At 56.6% G+C, this 16,014-nt stretch carries 18 protein-coding genes; 4 read left to right on the top strand and 14 right to left on the bottom strand.

What is annotated here, in order from left to right; all coding sequences use genetic code 11:
• Window positions 1-3: 3 nt before the first annotated feature.
• The 7 genes from V1603_RS05445 to pmbA form a co-directional block, all read right to left on the bottom strand.
• The gene (locus V1603_RS05445; RefSeq protein WP_003856081.1) at window positions 4-645 is read right to left on the bottom strand and encodes a DUF4310 family protein; all 642 of its coding nucleotides are present in this window, start codon (window positions 643-645) and stop codon (window positions 4-6) included.
• A gap of 13 nt (window positions 646-658) precedes the next feature.
• The gene (locus V1603_RS05440) at window positions 659-1,435 is read right to left on the bottom strand and encodes a DUF4311 domain-containing protein (protein WP_023310182.1); all 777 of its coding nucleotides are present in this window, start codon (window positions 1,433-1,435) and stop codon (window positions 659-661) included.
• A 23-nt stretch (window positions 1,436-1,458) separates the two neighbouring features.
• The gene (locus V1603_RS05435) at window positions 1,459-1,758 is read right to left on the bottom strand and encodes a DUF4312 family protein (RefSeq protein ID WP_008501409.1); all 300 of its coding nucleotides are present in this window, start codon (window positions 1,756-1,758) and stop codon (window positions 1,459-1,461) included.
• 2 nt (window positions 1,759-1,760) lie between these two features.
• Window positions 1,761-2,123, bottom strand: coding sequence for an SFCGS family glycine-rich protein (locus tag V1603_RS05430; protein WP_006810339.1), 363 nt, complete (start codon window positions 2,121-2,123; stop codon window positions 1,761-1,763).
• A gap of 10 nt (window positions 2,124-2,133) precedes the next feature.
• Complete coding sequence (locus tag V1603_RS05425; RefSeq protein WP_116343574.1) at window positions 2,134-2,472, bottom strand: glycine dehydrogenase; 339 nt, start codon at window positions 2,470-2,472, stop codon at window positions 2,134-2,136.
• Between the two features lie 317 nt (window positions 2,473-2,789).
• The gene (gene cybC, locus V1603_RS05420) at window positions 2,790-3,176 is read right to left on the bottom strand and encodes a cytochrome b562 (protein WP_116343575.1); all 387 of its coding nucleotides are present in this window, start codon (window positions 3,174-3,176) and stop codon (window positions 2,790-2,792) included.
• Window positions 3,177-3,216: 40 nt separating this feature from the next.
• A complete protein-coding gene (gene pmbA / locus V1603_RS05415) occupies window positions 3,217-4,569 on the bottom strand; it encodes a metalloprotease PmbA (RefSeq protein WP_059354955.1) in 1,353 nt (450 codons plus the stop codon).
• Between the two features lie 95 nt (window positions 4,570-4,664).
• Here pmbA and yjgA point away from each other — a divergent pair, with 95 nt between their 5' ends.
• Window positions 4,665-5,216, top strand: coding sequence for a ribosome biogenesis factor YjgA (yjgA, locus tag V1603_RS05410; RefSeq protein ID WP_116343576.1), 552 nt, complete (start codon window positions 4,665-4,667; stop codon window positions 5,214-5,216).
• A gap of 94 nt (window positions 5,217-5,310) precedes the next feature.
• Here yjgA and mpl read toward each other — a convergent pair whose 3' ends face one another.
• Window positions 5,311-6,690 (bottom strand): UDP-N-acetylmuramate:L-alanyl-gamma-D-glutamyl-meso-diaminopimelate ligase, encoded by a 1,380-nt coding sequence (gene mpl / locus V1603_RS05405; protein WP_395313581.1) that lies wholly within the window; start codon window positions 6,688-6,690, stop codon window positions 5,311-5,313.
• 197 nt (window positions 6,691-6,887) lie between these two features.
• Here mpl and fbp point away from each other — a divergent pair, with 197 nt between their 5' ends.
• The gene (fbp, locus tag V1603_RS05400; RefSeq protein WP_023310178.1) at window positions 6,888-7,886 is read left to right on the top strand and encodes a class 1 fructose-bisphosphatase; all 999 of its coding nucleotides are present in this window, start codon (window positions 6,888-6,890) and stop codon (window positions 7,884-7,886) included.
• A gap of 150 nt (window positions 7,887-8,036) precedes the next feature.
• Window positions 8,037-8,393 (top strand): LysR family transcriptional regulator, encoded by a 357-nt coding sequence (locus tag V1603_RS05395; RefSeq protein WP_163330748.1) that lies wholly within the window; start codon window positions 8,037-8,039, stop codon window positions 8,391-8,393.
• Here V1603_RS05395 and V1603_RS05390 read toward each other — a convergent pair.
• The 5 genes from V1603_RS05390 to ytfQ form a co-directional block, all read right to left on the bottom strand.
• Complete coding sequence (locus V1603_RS05390; RefSeq protein ID WP_163330695.1) at window positions 8,365-9,936, bottom strand: methyl-accepting chemotaxis protein; 1,572 nt, start codon at window positions 9,934-9,936, stop codon at window positions 8,365-8,367. The two genes, V1603_RS05395 and V1603_RS05390, sit on opposite strands and share 29 nt — an antisense overlap.
• A gap of 218 nt (window positions 9,937-10,154) precedes the next feature.
• Window positions 10,155-11,156 carry a galactofuranose ABC transporter, permease protein YjfF gene (gene yjfF / locus V1603_RS05385; protein WP_166709927.1) on the bottom strand — a complete coding sequence of 334 codons (1,002 nt, stop codon included), beginning with the start codon at window positions 11,154-11,156 and terminating at the stop codon, window positions 10,155-10,157.
• Window positions 11,143-12,168, bottom strand: a complete 1,026-nt coding sequence (ytfT, locus tag V1603_RS05380; RefSeq protein WP_162874996.1) for a galactofuranose ABC transporter, ATP-binding protein YtfT — start codon at window positions 12,166-12,168, stop codon at window positions 11,143-11,145. Before ytfT ends, yjfF begins: the two co-directional genes overlap by 14 nt.
• Before the next feature lie 10 nt (window positions 12,169-12,178).
• Window positions 12,179-13,681 (bottom strand): galactofuranose ABC transporter, ATP-binding protein YtfR, encoded by a 1,503-nt coding sequence (ytfR, locus tag V1603_RS05375; protein WP_233003414.1) that lies wholly within the window; start codon window positions 13,679-13,681, stop codon window positions 12,179-12,181.
• Window positions 13,682-13,817: 136 nt separating this feature from the next.
• Window positions 13,818-14,774, bottom strand: a complete 957-nt coding sequence (gene ytfQ / locus V1603_RS05370) for a galactofuranose ABC transporter substrate-binding protein YtfQ (protein ID WP_021240696.1) — start codon at window positions 14,772-14,774, stop codon at window positions 13,818-13,820.
• A gap of 309 nt (window positions 14,775-15,083) precedes the next feature.
• Here ytfQ and ppa point away from each other — a divergent pair, with 309 nt between their 5' ends.
• Window positions 15,084-15,614: an inorganic diphosphatase gene (ppa, locus tag V1603_RS05365; RefSeq protein WP_041911466.1), complete on the top strand. Its 531-nt coding sequence runs from the start codon at window positions 15,084-15,086 to the stop codon at window positions 15,612-15,614.
• A 54-nt stretch (window positions 15,615-15,668) separates the two neighbouring features.
• On the opposite strand, the gene V1603_RS05360 is transcribed toward ppa, so the two are convergent.
• Window positions 15,669-16,013, bottom strand: coding sequence for a gamma-glutamylcyclotransferase (locus V1603_RS05360; RefSeq protein ID WP_008501424.1), 345 nt, complete (start codon window positions 16,011-16,013; stop codon window positions 15,669-15,671).
• Window position 16,014 lies beyond the last annotated feature (1 nt).

Here is a 16,014-nt window from a genome sequence, read left to right as displayed (position 1 = left end):
GTATTAAAGGGCGACCGGGAACAGCCAGCCCAAAATCATTGCGCCGAGGATAGCGCCACCGGTAATCGGCTTCTGCCAGATGTAAAACAGCAGCGCGCCCACCAGTGAACCGACGCCGATAGGAATGGAGGCGGTCATGGCGCTGAGGATAATCAATGGCCCGAGGAAGCGGCCGGAGGCGTTGCCCGCGCCCATCATCACGTCTGCACCGTAGGTAGAGTTGCTCTGGTTGATGGTGAACTTACGCGCCAGGATGATGACGTAGCCGATCGCCAGACCAATCACCAGGCCGGTAATCAGCGAGGCGATGAAGTTGGTCACCGGGAACATGATCCCCGCGCCCAGCAGCAGCGCCGGAACGCCGAGGCCCACGCCGGTCTGGATCGCACCGCCGATATCAAGAATACCGACCAGCGACCCTTCGATAATGCGGGCGAACAGGAAGCTTGCGCCGAACGCCGCCACCGCGCCGTAGACGCCGGTATCAATCCCCGCTTTCAGCATCGCCACGAAGGCCACTTCGTTAAACGCGCCGATGCCGTAGAGGTAGTACATGTGCGTCCCGGCGAAAACGCCGGAGGAGAGCAGGCCAACGAAGATCGGGAACGACCAGTCGGCATACCAAAAACCTTTATTCTGTTCCATGTAGAGGCTCCTGTTATTTACCGCTGAGCGAGTTGTGGATCATATCGAGCCAGTTCGGCACGGTCAGATGGAAGGATTCGATCATCTTCATGTCGAAGCCGCGGAAGAAGCCGCTCAGCACGAAGAGCAGGACGATAGCCGCCATCATCACTTTGGTGACGTGGTTCCAGCCGCTCTCTTCCACGCCTTTACCGATCAGGATCCCCAGCACCAGGCCCGGTACGGCGTTGCCCATAATCAGCTGCGCCGCGCCGCCGAAGATGGTGGCCCAGAAGCCCGATTTTTTACCCGCGTCGATAGCCGCCAGCCAGAAGATCACCGGCATGACGGTGTTCACCAGCAGGTTCGCGGCAGGCACCAGTACCTTCACGGCGGTGACCTGAAGCGCGGCCGGAACGGAGGAAGCGGTCAGGTTAAGGAAGGTGACGACGAGCATGCCAATCACACCGCAGGCAATCGCCATTTTGCGGGGATCGTGCAGCGTTTCGCCGACGTTACGGTTTTTGATCATCAGTGCAGCAGCACCCCAGTTCGGGATGATGCGGTGGTCAACGTCCTGTGTGAAGGCGCCTGCAGCCACGGAAGAGGCCCAGGCGTTAAAGAAGAAACCTAACCCAAAGGAGAAGTGAGAAGCCGGATCCCCTTCGCAGGAGTTCAGTTCCCCCAACGTACGAAACGCGCCCATACCCTGAGTGGTAGGCGCATGAAACATGCGTGCAGCCCCGGCGCCAACACCGACGCCTACCAGGCCGCCGATGATGAGCGATTTTATTAATATAATTAAGAACATCAGTCTGCCCTTTTTATGAATAATCAGCGTTGCGTGACGAAATCCACCCGGTCGAGATTGATGGCGGTCACGTTGACGGTCACATCCAGCTCCACGCTGTAGGTGCGTCTCTCCCGGCGCAAAAAGAAGAACAGAAACGCTTCTTTACGCACCGCTTCTTGCGCCTGAACAACCTGCACATCCTGTGGCTCAATACGCAGTAAGATATGCGGTGAGGCTTTCATCACCGCGGCCTGAACGTGGTTGAGCGCGTCAGCAAAGGCGCGCGCTTTGGCGTCGCCCTTCCCCTTCACTCTCACCGTGGTTGTGAACTGTTCTTTCATGCTTATGCGCCGTATTTCTTCTGCCACGCCTGTACCAGACGCTCGCCCAGCTCTTCTTTATCCATAAAGCCAAAGCCCAGCACGTTGCAGCCTTCGTTGATGGCGGTCACGCCCTCATCCACGGAACGCATGCCGTATTTGGCTTTGTAGCCATATTTGGTTTGCGCGGTGATAGCGCCCGCACCGCCACTGCCGCAGAAGGAGATGCCGAAGGTGGCATTTTCCGCTTTCATCACGTCGCCGAGCTTCATGTCCGCCGCCATGCCCGGCACAACCACCGCGCGTCCGCCTGCTTTTTCCACACCGGCAGCCACTTTCTGACCTTTGCCCAGGCGATCGCCAATCACGACTGTAATCTGTTCCATGTGTTGCTCCTTAAAGGTTGTCTTTCGCGACTTCAAAGTGAACGGAGAGCAGCCAGGCCTCTTCATCAGGAAGATTGCCAAACTGCGCTACCACTTCACGGGCAAGTTGCATTGAATCTGGTGAAATTTCGTCAAACAGCTCTGCTTCTACCTCCGGCAGCGGCTCGCCGGTCACGGACCGGTGCGCCATTGCGCGCACGTGGGAGGTGAGCATCTGCTCCTGTACCGCATTGGGGATGATGTTGTTTCGGGCCAGCAGGGCATAAACCTGCTGCAGCATGGTGGTCGCGAGCTGTTCTGTTTGCTCCGCCTGTTCCCCAACGTCGTTCATTACCGCTCCGTTAATCACTGGTCTTACCCCGTTAATGGCTCTGGAATAAAACTAACGTTGGGGGGGAATTGTTTGTAGCGAGTTGTTTTCCACTTCGAAGTGGAAAGGCGAGCCGCAGCAGTGATCTGTGCCACATAAATGCGGTGAATCTGGATTAATAACGGTATTTGCGTGATGAATATCACATATTCCAGCGGCAAAACGCGCGCCGGGGAAACGAAAACGTTCAGGCGTGGTGACGCAAAAATGTGATGGCGATAGGGTTTACTTATTACCGCGAAAAAAAAAACGGGAGCCACTGGCCCCCGCTGGTTGTTTGTCAGATGCGCGATCGATTAACGATATTTCTTGTGATACGTGTTACGCGTCGCCACAAACTGGTCAGCCGCCGCCTGGGCTTCCTTCACTTTGCCTTCGTTAGCCAGCTTCAGCGCACCGTCGATCTGGCCGACCAGCACGTCAAAGCCGTGGCGATAGTCTTTCATCTCTGCGCTGTCTGCCGCTTTGCTTTCCAGCTTTGGCGGGGTCGCTTTTTGCGCGTCCAGCGCCGCTTCACGCATTTTGGTCAGTGCGCCTTTCATTTCCGCCGCATTGTCCGTTTTCTGCACTATCTTCAGGTTTTGACTGAGGATGTCCATGTTGTCTTCGAGATCGGCAGCAAACGCAGAAGAGCCAAGAACCAGCGTTGAAGCCGCGACGATCGCTAACAGGTGTTTACGCATTGCTCACTTCCTTTTTTATTATTAAAACGCTTTTCGGGTATTACTGGCCGGCGATTTTCATTTCCGGCAGTAATACAGAACCACACTGTATATTGCTACGTGTTTCAATATCGTTACCGACCGTAACGATATTGCGCCACATGTCCTTCAGGTTGCCGGCGATGGTAATTTCGCTCACCGGATACTGAATTTCGCCGTTTTCGACCCAGAAGCCTGCCGCACCGCGCGAGTAGTCGCCGGTGATGCCGCTCACGCCCTGCCCCATCAGCTCGGTGACCACCAGACCGGTGCCCATCTCTTTCAGCATCTGCTCGAAGTTAAGGCCCTGACCGGCAATGCGCCAGTTGTGGATGCCGCCCGCGTGTCCGGTGCTTTTCAGCCCCAGCTTGCGCGCGGAGTAGTTGGTCAGCAGCCACTGGGTCAGAATGCCGTCTTTAACGATATCGCGGCGTTCCGTGCGCACGCCTTCGCTGTCGAACGGCGTCGAGGCCAGCCCTTTCAGCAGGTGCGGGTGCTCTTCAATCGTCAGCCACTCCGGCAGGATCTGCTTGCCCAGCGAGTCGAGCAGAAAGGTCGATTTACGGTACACCGAGCCGCCCGCGATAGCGCCCACCAGATGGCCAAACAGGCCGGTCGCCACTTCATTGGCAAAGATCACCGGGGCCTTCATGGTGGAGAGTTTACGCGGCGACAGGCGCGACAGCGTGCGTTCGGCACACTCTTTACCCACCCACTCAGGAGACTGCAAATCCCCCAGCGCGCGGCCAATGGTGTAGGCGTAGTCGCGCTCCATGTCGCCGTTCTCTTCAGCGATGACGCAGCTGGAGAGCGAGTGGCGGGTAGAGCAGTAGCCCTGCAGCATGCCGTGGCTGTTGCCGAACACTTTGATGCCATAGTGGCTGTTGAAGCTGCCGCCTTCGGTATTGGTGATGCGCTTGTCAGCCTGCAATGACGCCTGCTCGGCGCGCGCGGCAAGTTCAATGGCTTCATCCGGCGTCACTTCCGCCGGGTGGAAAAGATCGAGATCCGGCGCGTCAAACGCCAGCAGCTCTTTATCCGCCACGCCTGCGTAAGGATCCGGAGAGGTATAGCGGGCAATATCCAGCGCCGCCTGCACCGTACGGGCAATGGCATCCGGGCTGAGATCGGTGGATGACGCGCTGCCTTTGCGATTCTGGTGATACACCGTGATCCCAAGCGCGCCATCGCTGTTAAATTCTACATTCTCCACTTCGCCATAGCGGGTGCTCACGCTAATGCCGGTGGTTTTGCTGACCGCCACTTCGGCGCCATCTGATTTACCTGAAGCGAGCGTCAGCGCGGTGGAGACGGCTTCTTCCAGAATCTTACGCTGCGCTTCAACTTGTGAGGTTACTTTCATCGCAAATGCCATACTGTAAGAGAGAGTTAAGTGAAGTCTAACAGAGAACCGTTTTTCAGTGCGCGTCTTAACTGGTAACATTAGCCTCTTTTTTTAAGGAGCCTGACATGACTAAGCAGCCCGAAGACTGGCTCGACGACGTTCCCGGTGATGACATCGAAGACGAAGATGATGAGATCATCTGGGTCAGTAAAAGTGAAATTAAACGTGACGCCGAAGAGTTAAAACAGCTTGGCGCAGAAATGGTAGAACTGGGTAAAAACGCGCTGGACAAGATCCCGCTCGACCAGGATCTGCGTGATGCCATTGAACTGGCACAGAAAATCAAAAAAGAAGGCCGTCGTCGCCAGCTTCAGCTTATCGGTAAAATGCTGCGTCAGCGCGACGTGGATCCGATCCGTCAGGCGCTGGACAAGCTGAAAAACCGCCACAACCAGCAGGTTGCGCTGTTCCATAAGCTGGAGCAGATCCGCGATCGTCTGATTGAACAGGGTGATGATGCAGTACCGGAAGTACTGAACCTGTGGCCGGATGCCGACCGCCAGCAGCTGCGTTCTTTGATCCGCAACGCGAAGAAAGAGAAAGAAGGGAATAAGCCGCCGAAGTCCGCGCGCCTGATTTTCCAGTATCTGCGCGAGCTGTCTGAGAACGGCGAGTAATCTCTTCTCCTCACCCCGGCCCTCTCCCCAAAGGGGCGAGGGAGAAAACACGGGAAAGTAGGCCCGGTAAGCGCTAGCGCCACCGGGCTTTTTTTTACTCTGCAGCCGCCGCTTCCGCTTTCTTCGCCAGACCGTCCAGCAGCTTCTGATGGATCCCACCGAACCCGCCATTGCTCATCACCAGAATGTGATCGCCAGGCTGAGCCGCTTTCACCACCATATCCGCGAGCACATCCACGTCCGCACTCCAGTGCGCAGGCTGAATGCAGGCATCCGCCACTTCAGCCACCTGCCACGGAATATGCTGCGGCTGCAGCAGGAAGACTTCGTCGGCACGTCCCAGGGACGGTGCGAGGTCGTCTTTGCAAATGCCCATTTTCATGGTGTTTGAGCGCGGTTCCAGCACCGCCAGAATGCGCGCGGTACCGCCAACCTTGCCGCGTAACGCGGCAAGCGTCGCCAGAATGGCGGTCGGGTGGTGCGCGAAATCGTCATAGACCGTCACGCCATTCGCTTCGCCGCGCAGTTCCAGGCGGCGGCGGGCGTTAATGAACGAGCCGAGCGCATTAGCGGCATCCGCAGGCAGCACGCCCACGTGGCGCGCCGCAGCAATCGCCATCAGGCCGTTGTGCATGTTGTGCTCGCCCACCAGGCCCCACTTCACCTCGCCCACTTTTTCACCGTCGAGCAGCACTTCCCACTCGGAGGCATCCGCGTTGAGCTTTTTCGCCTGCCAGTGGCCCTGCTCGCCCACCAGCTCCTGCTCGCTCCAGCAGCCCATCGCCATGGTCTGCTTCAGGTTGATGTCGTTCTCCGGCAGGATGATGCGGCCCTGACCCGGAACAATGCGCACCAGATGGTGGAACTGTTTCTGAATCGCTTTCAGATCGTCAAAGATGTCCGCGTGATCGAACTCAAGGTTGTTGAGGATCAGCGTGCGCGGGCAGTAATGCACGAACTTGGAGCGCTTGTCGAAGAATGCGCAGTCGTATTCATCCGCTTCAATCACAAAGAACGGGCTGTCGCCAAGACGCGCAGAGACGTCGAAGTTACCCGGCACGCCGCCGATCACAAAGCCCGGCTTGTAGCCGCAGGCTTCGAGGATCCAGGTCGCCATGCCGGCGGTAGTGGTTTTTCCGTAGGTACCGGCCACGGCAACTACCCAGCGGTCGCGCAGCACGAAGTCATGCAGCCACTGCGGGCCGGACATGAACGGAATATTGCGTTCCAGCACCGCTTCAACGCACGGGTTACCGCGGGTCATGGCGTTGCCAATAATGACCAGATCCGGCTCGGGATCCAGCTGGCTGGCATCGTAGCCCTGAATTAGCGAGATGCCCTGTTTTTCCAGAAGCGTGCTCATCGGCGGATACACATTGGCGTCCGAACCTGTCACTTCATGGCCCAGCGAGCGCGCCAGCATTGCCAGTCCGCCCATGAAAGTGCCACAAATCCCCAATATATGAATGCGCATACGTCACTATCCTTCTTCAATGTGGCGCACATTTTACTCACATGTTAGCGGCTGTGAAACGCATTTCAGGTAAATCCGTATGTTGCTGGCGCGATTCACCTCTGCGCTACTATTTGAATATTTGTTAAGATTGTTGGGCTTTAGTCGTTTTAGTGAACATACAATCGCTCTACTCACAAAGATGCAGGGAAAGTGTTATGAAAACGTTAGGTGAATTTATTGTCGAAAAGCAGCACGAGTTCTCTCATGCTACGGGTGAACTCACTGCTTTGCTGTCGGCAATAAAGCTGGGCGCTAAGATCATCCACCGTGATATCAACAAGGCCGGTCTGGTCGATATCCTGGGTGCCAGCGGTGCCGAAAACGTTCAGGGCGAGGTTCAGCAGAAACTCGATCTGTTCGCAAATGAAAAACTGAAAGCTGCACTGCGCGCGCGCGACATCGTTGCGGGTATCGCCTCTGAAGAAGAAGATGAAATTGTTGTTTTCGAAGGGTGTGAACACGCTAAATACGTTGTTCTGATGGATCCGCTCGACGGCTCCTCCAACATCGACGTTAACGTTTCTGTCGGTACCATTTTCTCCATCTACCGCCGCGTCACGCCTGTTGGCACGCCGGTGACCGAAGAAGATTTCCTGCAGCCTGGCATTAATCAGGTTGCAGCCGGTTACGTCGTTTATGGCTCCTCCACCATGCTGGTGTATACCACCGGGTGCGGGGTTCACGCCTTTACGTACGATCCGTCACTGGGCGTTTTCTGCCTGAGCCAGGAACGCATGCGCTTCCCGGAGAAAGGCAACACCTACTCCATCAACGAAGGCAACTACATCCGCTTCCCGAACGGCGTGAAGAAGTACATCAAATTCTGTCAGGAAGAAGATAAAGCGACCCAGCGCCCTTACACGTCCCGCTATATTGGCTCTCTGGTCGCGGATTTCCACCGTAACCTGCTGAAAGGCGGTATCTACCTTTACCCAAGCACCGCCAGCCACCCGGACGGGAAGCTGCGTCTGCTGTACGAATGCAACCCGATGGCGTTCCTGGCCGAACAGGCGGGCGGTAAGGCGAGCGACGGTAAAGAGCGTATTCTGGATATCGTGCCGGAAAGCCTTCACCAGCGCCGTTCATTCTTCGTCGGCAACAACCACATGGTTGAAGACGTTGAACGTTTTATCCGTGAGTACCCGGACGCGTAATCCCCCTCCCCCGGGGAGCCAGTCAGGCTCCCCGACACATTTATATATTTTACCGTATAAGTGTTTATAAAAAACACGCTTTAATATTCACCCCTGCTCCTGCATTATTTCCATAACAGTTTGACAATTATTTCCTGGAGCAGAACTGCAATGAAAAATTATTCCCGGGCTAATACCGGCATTGATTTAAACCTTATTCCTGTATTTATTGAAGTCGTCCGCTGCGGCAGTATGGCAAAAGCCTCTTTGCGCCTGGAGATGTCCCGTCCTGCGGTGAGCCTGGCGTTGAAACGCTTTAATCAACTGTTTGATGAGTCTTTATTTTCCCGAAAAGGTTTATATCTTGAACCGACGGAAAAAGCGTTAGCGTTAACCAGCTCGCTGGAAATATTAATGGGTGATATTCACGATAATATTGCGGCGGTAAATTCCGCGAGGAATAAAACCCCGGCACAGAATGCACCGGGGCCGGGGAATATTATGCCGCAGTCTGAGCCGTCACTTTGAACGATGACATGGCTTCCATCAGCTGACGCGACTGCTCCTCAAGGGAGCGGGTCGCGGCGGAGGATTGCTGCACCAGCGCCGCATTCTGCTGCGCGGTTTCGTCCATCTGATTCACCGCAATATTCACCTGCTCAATGCCGCGGCTCTGCTCCTGAGACGCGGTGGCAATTTCGCGCATCAGTTTAGTCATGCGCAGCACTTCTGTTGCGATCTCATCCATCGTTTCACCCGCCTGCTGGGCCAGCTCGCTGCCCTCGTTAACGTGGGTCTGCGAATCACTGATAAGCGAGCGGATCTCTTTCGCCGCGTCGGCGCTGCGGCTGGCAAGGTTGCGGACTTCACCCGCGACGACGGCAAACCCGCGTCCCTGCTCGCCCGCGCGCGCCGCTTCCACGGAGGCGTTGAGCGCCAGAATGTTGGTCTGGAAGGCAATACCGTCGATCACGCTCAGGATGTCGGCGATGCGCGCCGAGCTGCCTGAAATATCGCGCATTTTTTCAATCACGTAGCAGACCATTTCGCTGCCGTGATCGGCGGTGTCGGAAACGGACTTCGCCAGCTGGTGCGCCTGCTCGGCATTATCGGCGTTGAGCTTCACCGTCGCGGTGATCTGCTCCATGCTGGCGGCGGTCTGCTCCAGCGACGTGGCGGTAGATTCGGTGCGCTCGGCAAGATCCCGGTTCCCCGCCGTCAGCTCGCGGCTGCCGGTGTCAATTTGCGAGCTGGCATCGCGTACCCGCATAACCGAGCTCATCAGCGACTGGCGCATCTCCTCTATCGCCGCGTTGAGGCGGTTAAACTCCTGGCTCGCCGGCGCATTCAGCGTATGGGTTAAGTCCCCCGCCGCCACGTTCTCCAGCTGCGCAATGGAGGCCGACAGCGGCTTAAGCAGCATATGGCGCAGCACCAGCCAGGCGAGCACGATAATGCCCGCCGTCAGCAGCGCGGCGACGATAATCAGGATCAGCACGCGGGTTTTGCTCGCCTGCACAGCGCTCACTTCCGCCTGACCTCGCACTTCGCTCCATTTTTGAAACGCCTGCATATCGTTATCAAACTGCTTCGCTACCGGGATTAGCGTGTTCTCCAGCAGATCGTAATAGCTGTCCGCGCTCTGGTCATTCAGGGTTTTCAGCATCGGGCCGATCCCCTGCTGGTTATACGTCGCCAGGCTGGCCGCGACTTTATCGAGGAGCTGCTGCCCCTGCTCGTCAGCCACGCCGCCGTCAATCACGCCTTTCAGCGTTTTCTGGGCCAGGGCAACTTCCTGATTGATGTTTTTTACCGCTTTGGCCGCATCGTCCAGCATGCCGATTTCCATCATCCGGACGGCCTGGCCCGCCTCATTGCGCGCGCGCAGGAGCAGCGTATAGCCTGAATTAAGCTGCACCATCTGCTCACCCTGAAGGTGATTAATGCGCTGCAGTGAAGAAGAACTCTGTGTGAGGGCATAAATGCCGATACCGCTGACAATCAGCAGCAGAAGGGTCATAACGGCCAGTAAAGAGAGCAAGCCGGTACGAATCGATAGCGTTTTAAGCATGATATTATTTCCGGTAGCGAGATATTTCTGGGCATAAAAGAAGAGTATCGGCCGCTACCGGTAAATGTTTATACACGTCATCCTTCAAGCTGCCTCTGCGTTGGCTGCGTCTGCTCACCCCAGTCACTTACCTTAGTAAGCTCCTGGGGATTCTCAGACTTGCCGCCTTGATGCAGCTTGAATGATTTAGTGTATAGACTTTAAGCAAATTCAGCGTGTTATCGCTCTGTTACTGATGTGTTTACGCGGGTAACAGGCGAGCTTTGTCGGTTCTCCCAGAGCACCGTCAGGCCGCGCTGGAGCGCGATAAAAATAAACAGCAGAATGCCGATGGCGATCTTCGTCCACCATGAACTGAGCGTGCCGTCAAAGTTGATATAGGTTTGTATCAGTCCCTGGATGGCCACGCCGAACAGCGTCCCCAGCACCGTTCCTACCCCGCCGCTGAGCAGCGTGCCGCCGATAACCACCGAGGCAATCGCATCCAGCTCCACGCCTACGCCTGCAAGGGCATAGCCCGCCTGGGTATACACCGAGAAGACGATACCCGCCAGCGTCGCCAGGCCTGTCGAGAGCATATAGATGCGGATGGTGGTGCTGCGGGTCGAGATCCCCATCAGGTTTGCCGACGTAGCGTTGCCGCCGATGGCGTAAACCTGATTGCCGAACCGAGTGCGGTGGGCGAGGAAGATGCCAATCACTACCACGCCCAGCATCAGCAGCCCCATCGCGCTCAGGCGGCCGCCGCCGGGAATTTTCCACGCCAGGCTGGAGAGCGTGTCGTACACCGGATGGTTAATCGGAATCGACTCTTCCGACACCAGATAGCTCACCCCGCGCAGGAAGAACATTCCCGCGAGGGTAATAATAAACGCCGGGATTTTTAACGCGTCGATCAGCAGCCCCATAAAAGCGCCAAACGCGCAGCCCATCGCCAGCACCAACGGAAACGCCACCAGCGGAGAGATGCCCCAGAAGCCGATCGCCTTCGCGAGGAATACCCCCGTAAACGCGATCACCGAGCCGACGGAGAGATCGATCCCGCCGGAGAGGATCACAAAGGTCATCCCGACCGCGATGATGCCTAAAAAGGCGTTATCGGTCAGGATATTGCAGATCACGCGCGTCGAGGCAAAACCGGGGAATTGAGTGAGGCAGTAGAGATACCCCAGCACAAACACGCCCAGCGTGATCGTTAACGGTAAATTACGTTTTATCATGGCCACGGATCCCCTTAATGATGCTGACAAAGCGCGGCGACTGGACGATCAGCACGCAAAGCACGACCACCGCTTTTACCACCTGGTTGAGTTCCGGCTGGAACCCCGAAAGCAGGATCCCGGTGTTCATGCCCTGAATGATCAGCGCGCCTATCACCGAGAGCAGCAGGTTAAAACGCCCGCCCATCAGCGACCCGCCGCCGATCACCACCGCTAGGATCGCGTCCAGCTCCAGCCAGAGCCCGGCGTTGTTGGCATCGGCCCCGCGAATATCTGCCGCGACGATGACCCCGGCGATGGCGGCACACACGCCGCTCAGCACGTAGGTCAGCATCACCATCAGCCGGGTGTTGACCCCGGCATTTCGTGCCGCACGAATGTTGATCCCCACCGCCTCAATGAACATGCCGAGCGCCGTTTTGCGGGTGAAGAGCCAGAACACCACTAACGTGATCAGCGCAACGATCACCGGTGTCGGGAAGAACAGGAGATTGCCGCTGCCGATCCACGCCAGGCTCGGCGAGTTGAAGGTGACAATCTGTCCGGAGGTAATCAGCTGCGCCACCCCGCGCCCGGCCACCATTAAGATAAGGGTGGCGACAAAGGGCTGAATTTTCAGCACCGCGACCAGAATGCCGTTCCATAGTCCGGCCAGCACCCCGGTGCCCAATGCCGCCAGCAGTACCACCGGCAGGCTGTGTCCGGCCACGGTCATGGAGGCAGCGGTAGCGCCGGCGATTGCCATTACCGCGCCGACGGAGAGGTCAATCCCGCCGGTGGCGATCACCAGCGTCATCCCAATCGCCAGCAGCGCCACGGGCGCAGCACGGTTTAAAATATCGATCGGGCTGCCAAACAGGCGGCCATCCTGCACGACGATCTGGAAGAAATGCGGTGCGACAAGGCTATCTACCAGCAGCACGACCAGCAGCGCCGCAATTTGCGGCGTGCCGGTTGGCCAGCTAAAGCGGCGCTTTGACTCACCGGTTTGCGAAAGCGAACGGGACATCACGATTCACTCCTTACGCCGCGATGGCATTCATGATTGCCGGAACGGACAGCTTATCCAGCGGGATCTCTGCCACCTGTTTGCGATCGCGCATGATAATGACGCGATCGGCATAGCCCACCAGCTCTTCCAGCTCGGACGAAATAACCAGCAGGGCCAGCCCGTCCGCACAGAGCGTTTCGATAAGCCGTATAATTTCGGCGTGCGCGCCCACGTCGATACCGCGCGTCGGCTCGTCGAGGATCAGGAACTGGGGTTTGGTCAGCAGCCAGCGGGAGAGCAGCACCTTCTGCTGGTTACCGCCGGAGAGGAACTCAATCGGCTGTTCCGCGCTCGGGGTGCGGATGCCGAGCTGGCGGATAAAGCGCTCGGCGATCGCGTTTTGCTCTTTACGGGGGATCGGGCGTAGCCAGCCGCGCTGCGCCTGCAGGGCCAGGATGATATTTTCGCGCACCGAGGCGGCGGCAATAATTCCGTCCGTTTTCCGGTCTTCCGGGCAGAAGCCGACGCCCAGACACGACGCCTGATGCGGCGATCGCAGGGTTTGCGGTTTGCCTTTGATCATCGCGCTGCCGCTGTCCGCTGGCTTGATCCCGAAGATCACCTCGGCGGTTTCGGTTCGTCCTGAGCCTAACAGGCCCGCCAGCCCGACAATTTCACCGGGCCGCACTTCAAGGTTAAACGGCGAGATCACCCCTTTTTTACCGTAATCGCTGAACGCGGCGACCGGCTTCTCGCTCAGCAGCGTGCGCCCTGCGCGCTGAAGGGCGTTAGTTTCCAGCTCACGGCCCAGCATCATTTTCACCAGCTCTATTTGCGGCAGCTCGCGGGTTTCGCGGCAGCCGACAAAGCTGCCGTTGCGCAGCACCGTAATGCGATCGCTCACCTCATACACCTGATCGAGGAAGTGCGTGACGAAGATCAGGCTCACGCCCCGATCGCGCAGCTGGCGCATCAGGGTAAAGAGCATCTCCACTTCCTGGGTATCGAGGCTGGCGGTGGGTTCGTCGAGGATCAGCACCTTCGCGGAGAGATCGATCGCCCGACAGATGGCGACGATCTGCTGCATCGCCACGGAAAAGCGGTTCAGCGGCTCGCGGACGTCGAGGGAGAAGCCGTACGACTCCATCAGCTGCGTGGCGCGCGCCTCCATCTCTTTGCGGCGCAGCAGGCCAAAGCGGCGTGGCTCGCGGCCAATAAACAGGTTATCCGCCACCGACATATTCGGCAGCAGGTTCACTTCCTGGTAAACCGTCCCGATCCCCAGCTGCTGGGCATGGGCGGTATTTTTTGGCGAAATGGCGTTACCTTCCAGCCAGATGGTGCCGCGATCGGCTTGATACACGCCGGTCAGAGATTTAATCAGCGTTGATTTGCCCGCGCCGTTCTCGCCCAGCAGCGCCATGATCTCACCTCGCCGCAGGCTGAAATCGACGTTATCCAGCGCCTTTACGCCAGGGAAGAATTTGCTTAAGCCCTCTGTGCGGAGGATTTCCTGGTGTTGTTCAGTGGTCATAATGTCCGCCCCTCACCCTGACCCTCTCCCCGGAGGGGAGAGGGGAATGTTCGTGCCTGTCTTTAATTTTCTGCCCAACCCGCCTTTTTCCCTCTCCCCTCCGGGGAGAGGGCTAGGGTGAGGGGCGCGGCGGGGCTTAGTAGCCCATATTTTTCTTCTTCTCTAACTCTTCTTTCGCCGTATCCGGCAGGTAGAGCGTGGACTTGGTGACGGTCACCTTCTCAGGCATCGTGCCGTCTTTCTTGAATTTCTCCAGCGCGTCGAATGCCGGACCGGCCATGTTTGGCGTAAGCTCCACGCTGGCGTTGGCTTCACCATCGATCATTGCTTTATAGATGTCAGGCACGCCGTCGATAGAGCCGGTGAGGATGTCTTTGCCCGGCTTCAGGCCCGCTTCTTTAATGGCCTGAATTGCGCCGATCGCCATGTCATCGTTGTGGGCGTAAACCATGCAGATGTTCTTGCCGTTGTTTTCAGCCTTGATAAAGCTCTCCATGACCTCTTTACCCTTACTGCGGGTAAAGTCGCCGGACTGGGAGCGGATAATCTTGATGTTTGGCGCTTTGGCAATGGCCTCAGCAAACCCTTTCTTACGGTCGATGGCCACGCTGGCACCGACGGTGCCCTGCAGCTCAACGACGTTACACGGCTTGCCGTCGACCTGTTTAATCAGCCAGTCGCCAATTAACTGTCCTTCAAGCACGTTGTTGGCAGTGACGGTGGTCATATAGAGAGATTTGTCTTTGACGTCGATGGAACGGTCGAGCAGGAAGACCGGAATTTCAGCGTCTTTCGCTTCCTTCAGGACGGGTTCCCAGCCGGTCGCCACCACTGGTGCAATAAAGATGGCATCCACGCCCTGGGCGATAAAGGAGCGTACGGCTTTGATCTGATTCTCTTGTTTTTGCTGACCATCAGCGATTTTCAGGGTGATACCGCGTTTCTGAGCCTCGCTTTTCGCAACGTTGGTTTCTGCCGCACGCCAGCCGGATTCAGAGCCAACTTGCGAGAAACCTACGGTTAAGGGAGCGGCCATCGCCATAGACGACATGGCTGCCGAAACTGCTGTGACAAGAAGTAAGCGCTTCCACATATGAGCGTCCTCGTAGGGGTGTTTATTGTTGGTTAAAAGATGTTCTGCGAAATGACTATAGCCAATGAAATATGTAACGAATTGCGTTACATCACACTTCAGAAAAGTGAATAAAACGTTAATCACAAGTTTGTAATCGCTTTCATTTCACCATTAAAAATGCGGCTGAGTTTATGGATATTTCTGTCATGGAAACGGTCTGAAAAGTGGGGCTAGCGGGGAGAGAAAGCGAAAACAGGCGGAGACATTCGGCGTGAGTTGGCTATAATACCTGCCACTTGTTTACCATCCATTTTTAAGGACACCGACATGAGCTTACTCAACGTCCCTGCGGGTAAAGAACTGCCAGAAGACATCTACGTTGTTATCGAAATCCCGGCCAACGCAGATCCAATCAAATACGAAATCGACAAAGACACCGGTGCGCTGTTCGTTGACCGTTTCATGTCTACCGCAATGTTCTATCCGTGCAACTACGGCTACATCAACCACACCCTGTCTCTGGACGGTGACCCGGTTGACGTGCTGGTCCCAACGCCATACCCACTGCAGCCAGGCTCAGTCATTCGCTGCCGTCCTGTTGGCGTGCTGAAAATGACTGACGAAGCGGGTGAAGATGCGAAGCTGGTTGCGGTACCGCACACCAAGCTGAGCAAAGAGTACGATCACATTAAAGATGTGAACGACCTGCCAGAGCTGCTGAAAGCGCAGATCGCCCACTTCTTCGAGCACTACAAAGACCTCGAAAAAGGCAAATGGGTTAAGGTTGACGGCTGGGACAACGCAGAAGCGGCGAAAGCAGAAATCATCGCCTCCTTCGAACGCGCTGCTAAGAAGTAATTCTTACTGCCAGACACAAAAAACAACGCCACCTTACGGTGGCGTTGTCGTTTTTCAGTACTGGTCTCTGTCTAACCAGTTACCGCTTACAATCCGCGTTAACCCGTCGACCGGACGCTGGTAGACATACATCCACGCGCTTCCGTACGGCGTCTGGATCAACTGGCGAGCGTATTCACCGCCCCTGGTGCGCAAGGCATCAAGTTCGGCAAGTGTCGCGTTATCAATACGATAAACTTCACCCTGTACTGTTCCTTCGCCGGGAACCGCGCCTGGATAGTGGCCCAGGCTGTACAACTGGTAGTTCTCGATATTGTAATTCCCCAGTAGCTGGGCATTGGTCATCCAGTGACTGTTGCCTTGCCTGGTTCGTAAACTGCCGTAGACAAATATTCGCATT

Origin of the sequence: Enterobacter sp. ECC-219, assembly GCF_043966805.1 — a bacterium.
Classification (GTDB): domain Bacteria; phylum Pseudomonadota; class Gammaproteobacteria; order Enterobacterales; family Enterobacteriaceae; genus Enterobacter; species Enterobacter cloacae_N.
Note: the sequence above shows the minus strand (reverse complement) of the source record. Positions and strands in the feature narration are given on the sequence as shown.

Excerpts from the sequence above, each read along its gene's own strand:
- V1603_RS05445 (WP_003856081.1), bottom strand. The coding sequence starts at position 645 with ATGGAACAGAATAAAGGTTTTTGGTATGCCGACTGGTCGTTCCCGATC.
- V1603_RS05440 (WP_023310182.1), bottom strand. The coding sequence starts at position 1,435 with ATGTTCTTAATTATATTAATAAAATCGCTCATCATCGGCGGCCTGGTA.
- V1603_RS05435 (WP_008501409.1), bottom strand. The coding sequence starts at position 1,758 with ATGAAAGAACAGTTCACAACCACGGTGAGAGTGAAGGGGAAGGGCGAC.
- V1603_RS05430 (WP_006810339.1), bottom strand. The coding sequence starts at position 2,123 with ATGGAACAGATTACAGTCGTGATTGGCGATCGCCTGGGCAAAGGTCAG.
- cybC (WP_116343575.1), bottom strand. The coding sequence starts at position 3,176 with ATGCGTAAACACCTGTTAGCGATCGTCGCGGCTTCAACGCTGGTTCTT.
- pmbA (WP_059354955.1), bottom strand. The coding sequence starts at position 4,569 with ATGGCATTTGCGATGAAAGTAACCTCACAAGTTGAAGCGCAGCGTAAG.
- yjgA (WP_116343576.1), top strand. The coding sequence starts at position 4,665 with ATGACTAAGCAGCCCGAAGACTGGCTCGACGACGTTCCCGGTGATGAC.
- mpl (WP_395313581.1), bottom strand. The coding sequence starts at position 6,690 with ATGCGCATTCATATATTGGGGATTTGTGGCACTTTCATGGGCGGACTG.
- fbp (WP_023310178.1), top strand. The coding sequence starts at position 6,888 with ATGAAAACGTTAGGTGAATTTATTGTCGAAAAGCAGCACGAGTTCTCT.
- V1603_RS05395 (WP_163330748.1), top strand. The coding sequence starts at position 8,037 with ATGAAAAATTATTCCCGGGCTAATACCGGCATTGATTTAAACCTTATT.
- V1603_RS05390 (WP_163330695.1), bottom strand. The coding sequence starts at position 9,936 with ATGCTTAAAACGCTATCGATTCGTACCGGCTTGCTCTCTTTACTGGCC.
- yjfF (WP_166709927.1), bottom strand. The coding sequence starts at position 11,156 with ATGATAAAACGTAATTTACCGTTAACGATCACGCTGGGCGTGTTTGTG.
- ytfR (WP_233003414.1), bottom strand. The coding sequence starts at position 13,681 with ATGACCACTGAACAACACCAGGAAATCCTCCGCACAGAGGGCTTAAGC.
- ytfQ (WP_021240696.1), bottom strand. The coding sequence starts at position 14,774 with ATGTGGAAGCGCTTACTTCTTGTCACAGCAGTTTCGGCAGCCATGTCG.
- ppa (WP_041911466.1), top strand. The coding sequence starts at position 15,084 with ATGAGCTTACTCAACGTCCCTGCGGGTAAAGAACTGCCAGAAGACATC.
- V1603_RS05360 (WP_008501424.1), bottom strand. The coding sequence starts at position 16,013 with ATGCGAATATTTGTCTACGGCAGTTTACGAACCAGGCAAGGCAACAGT.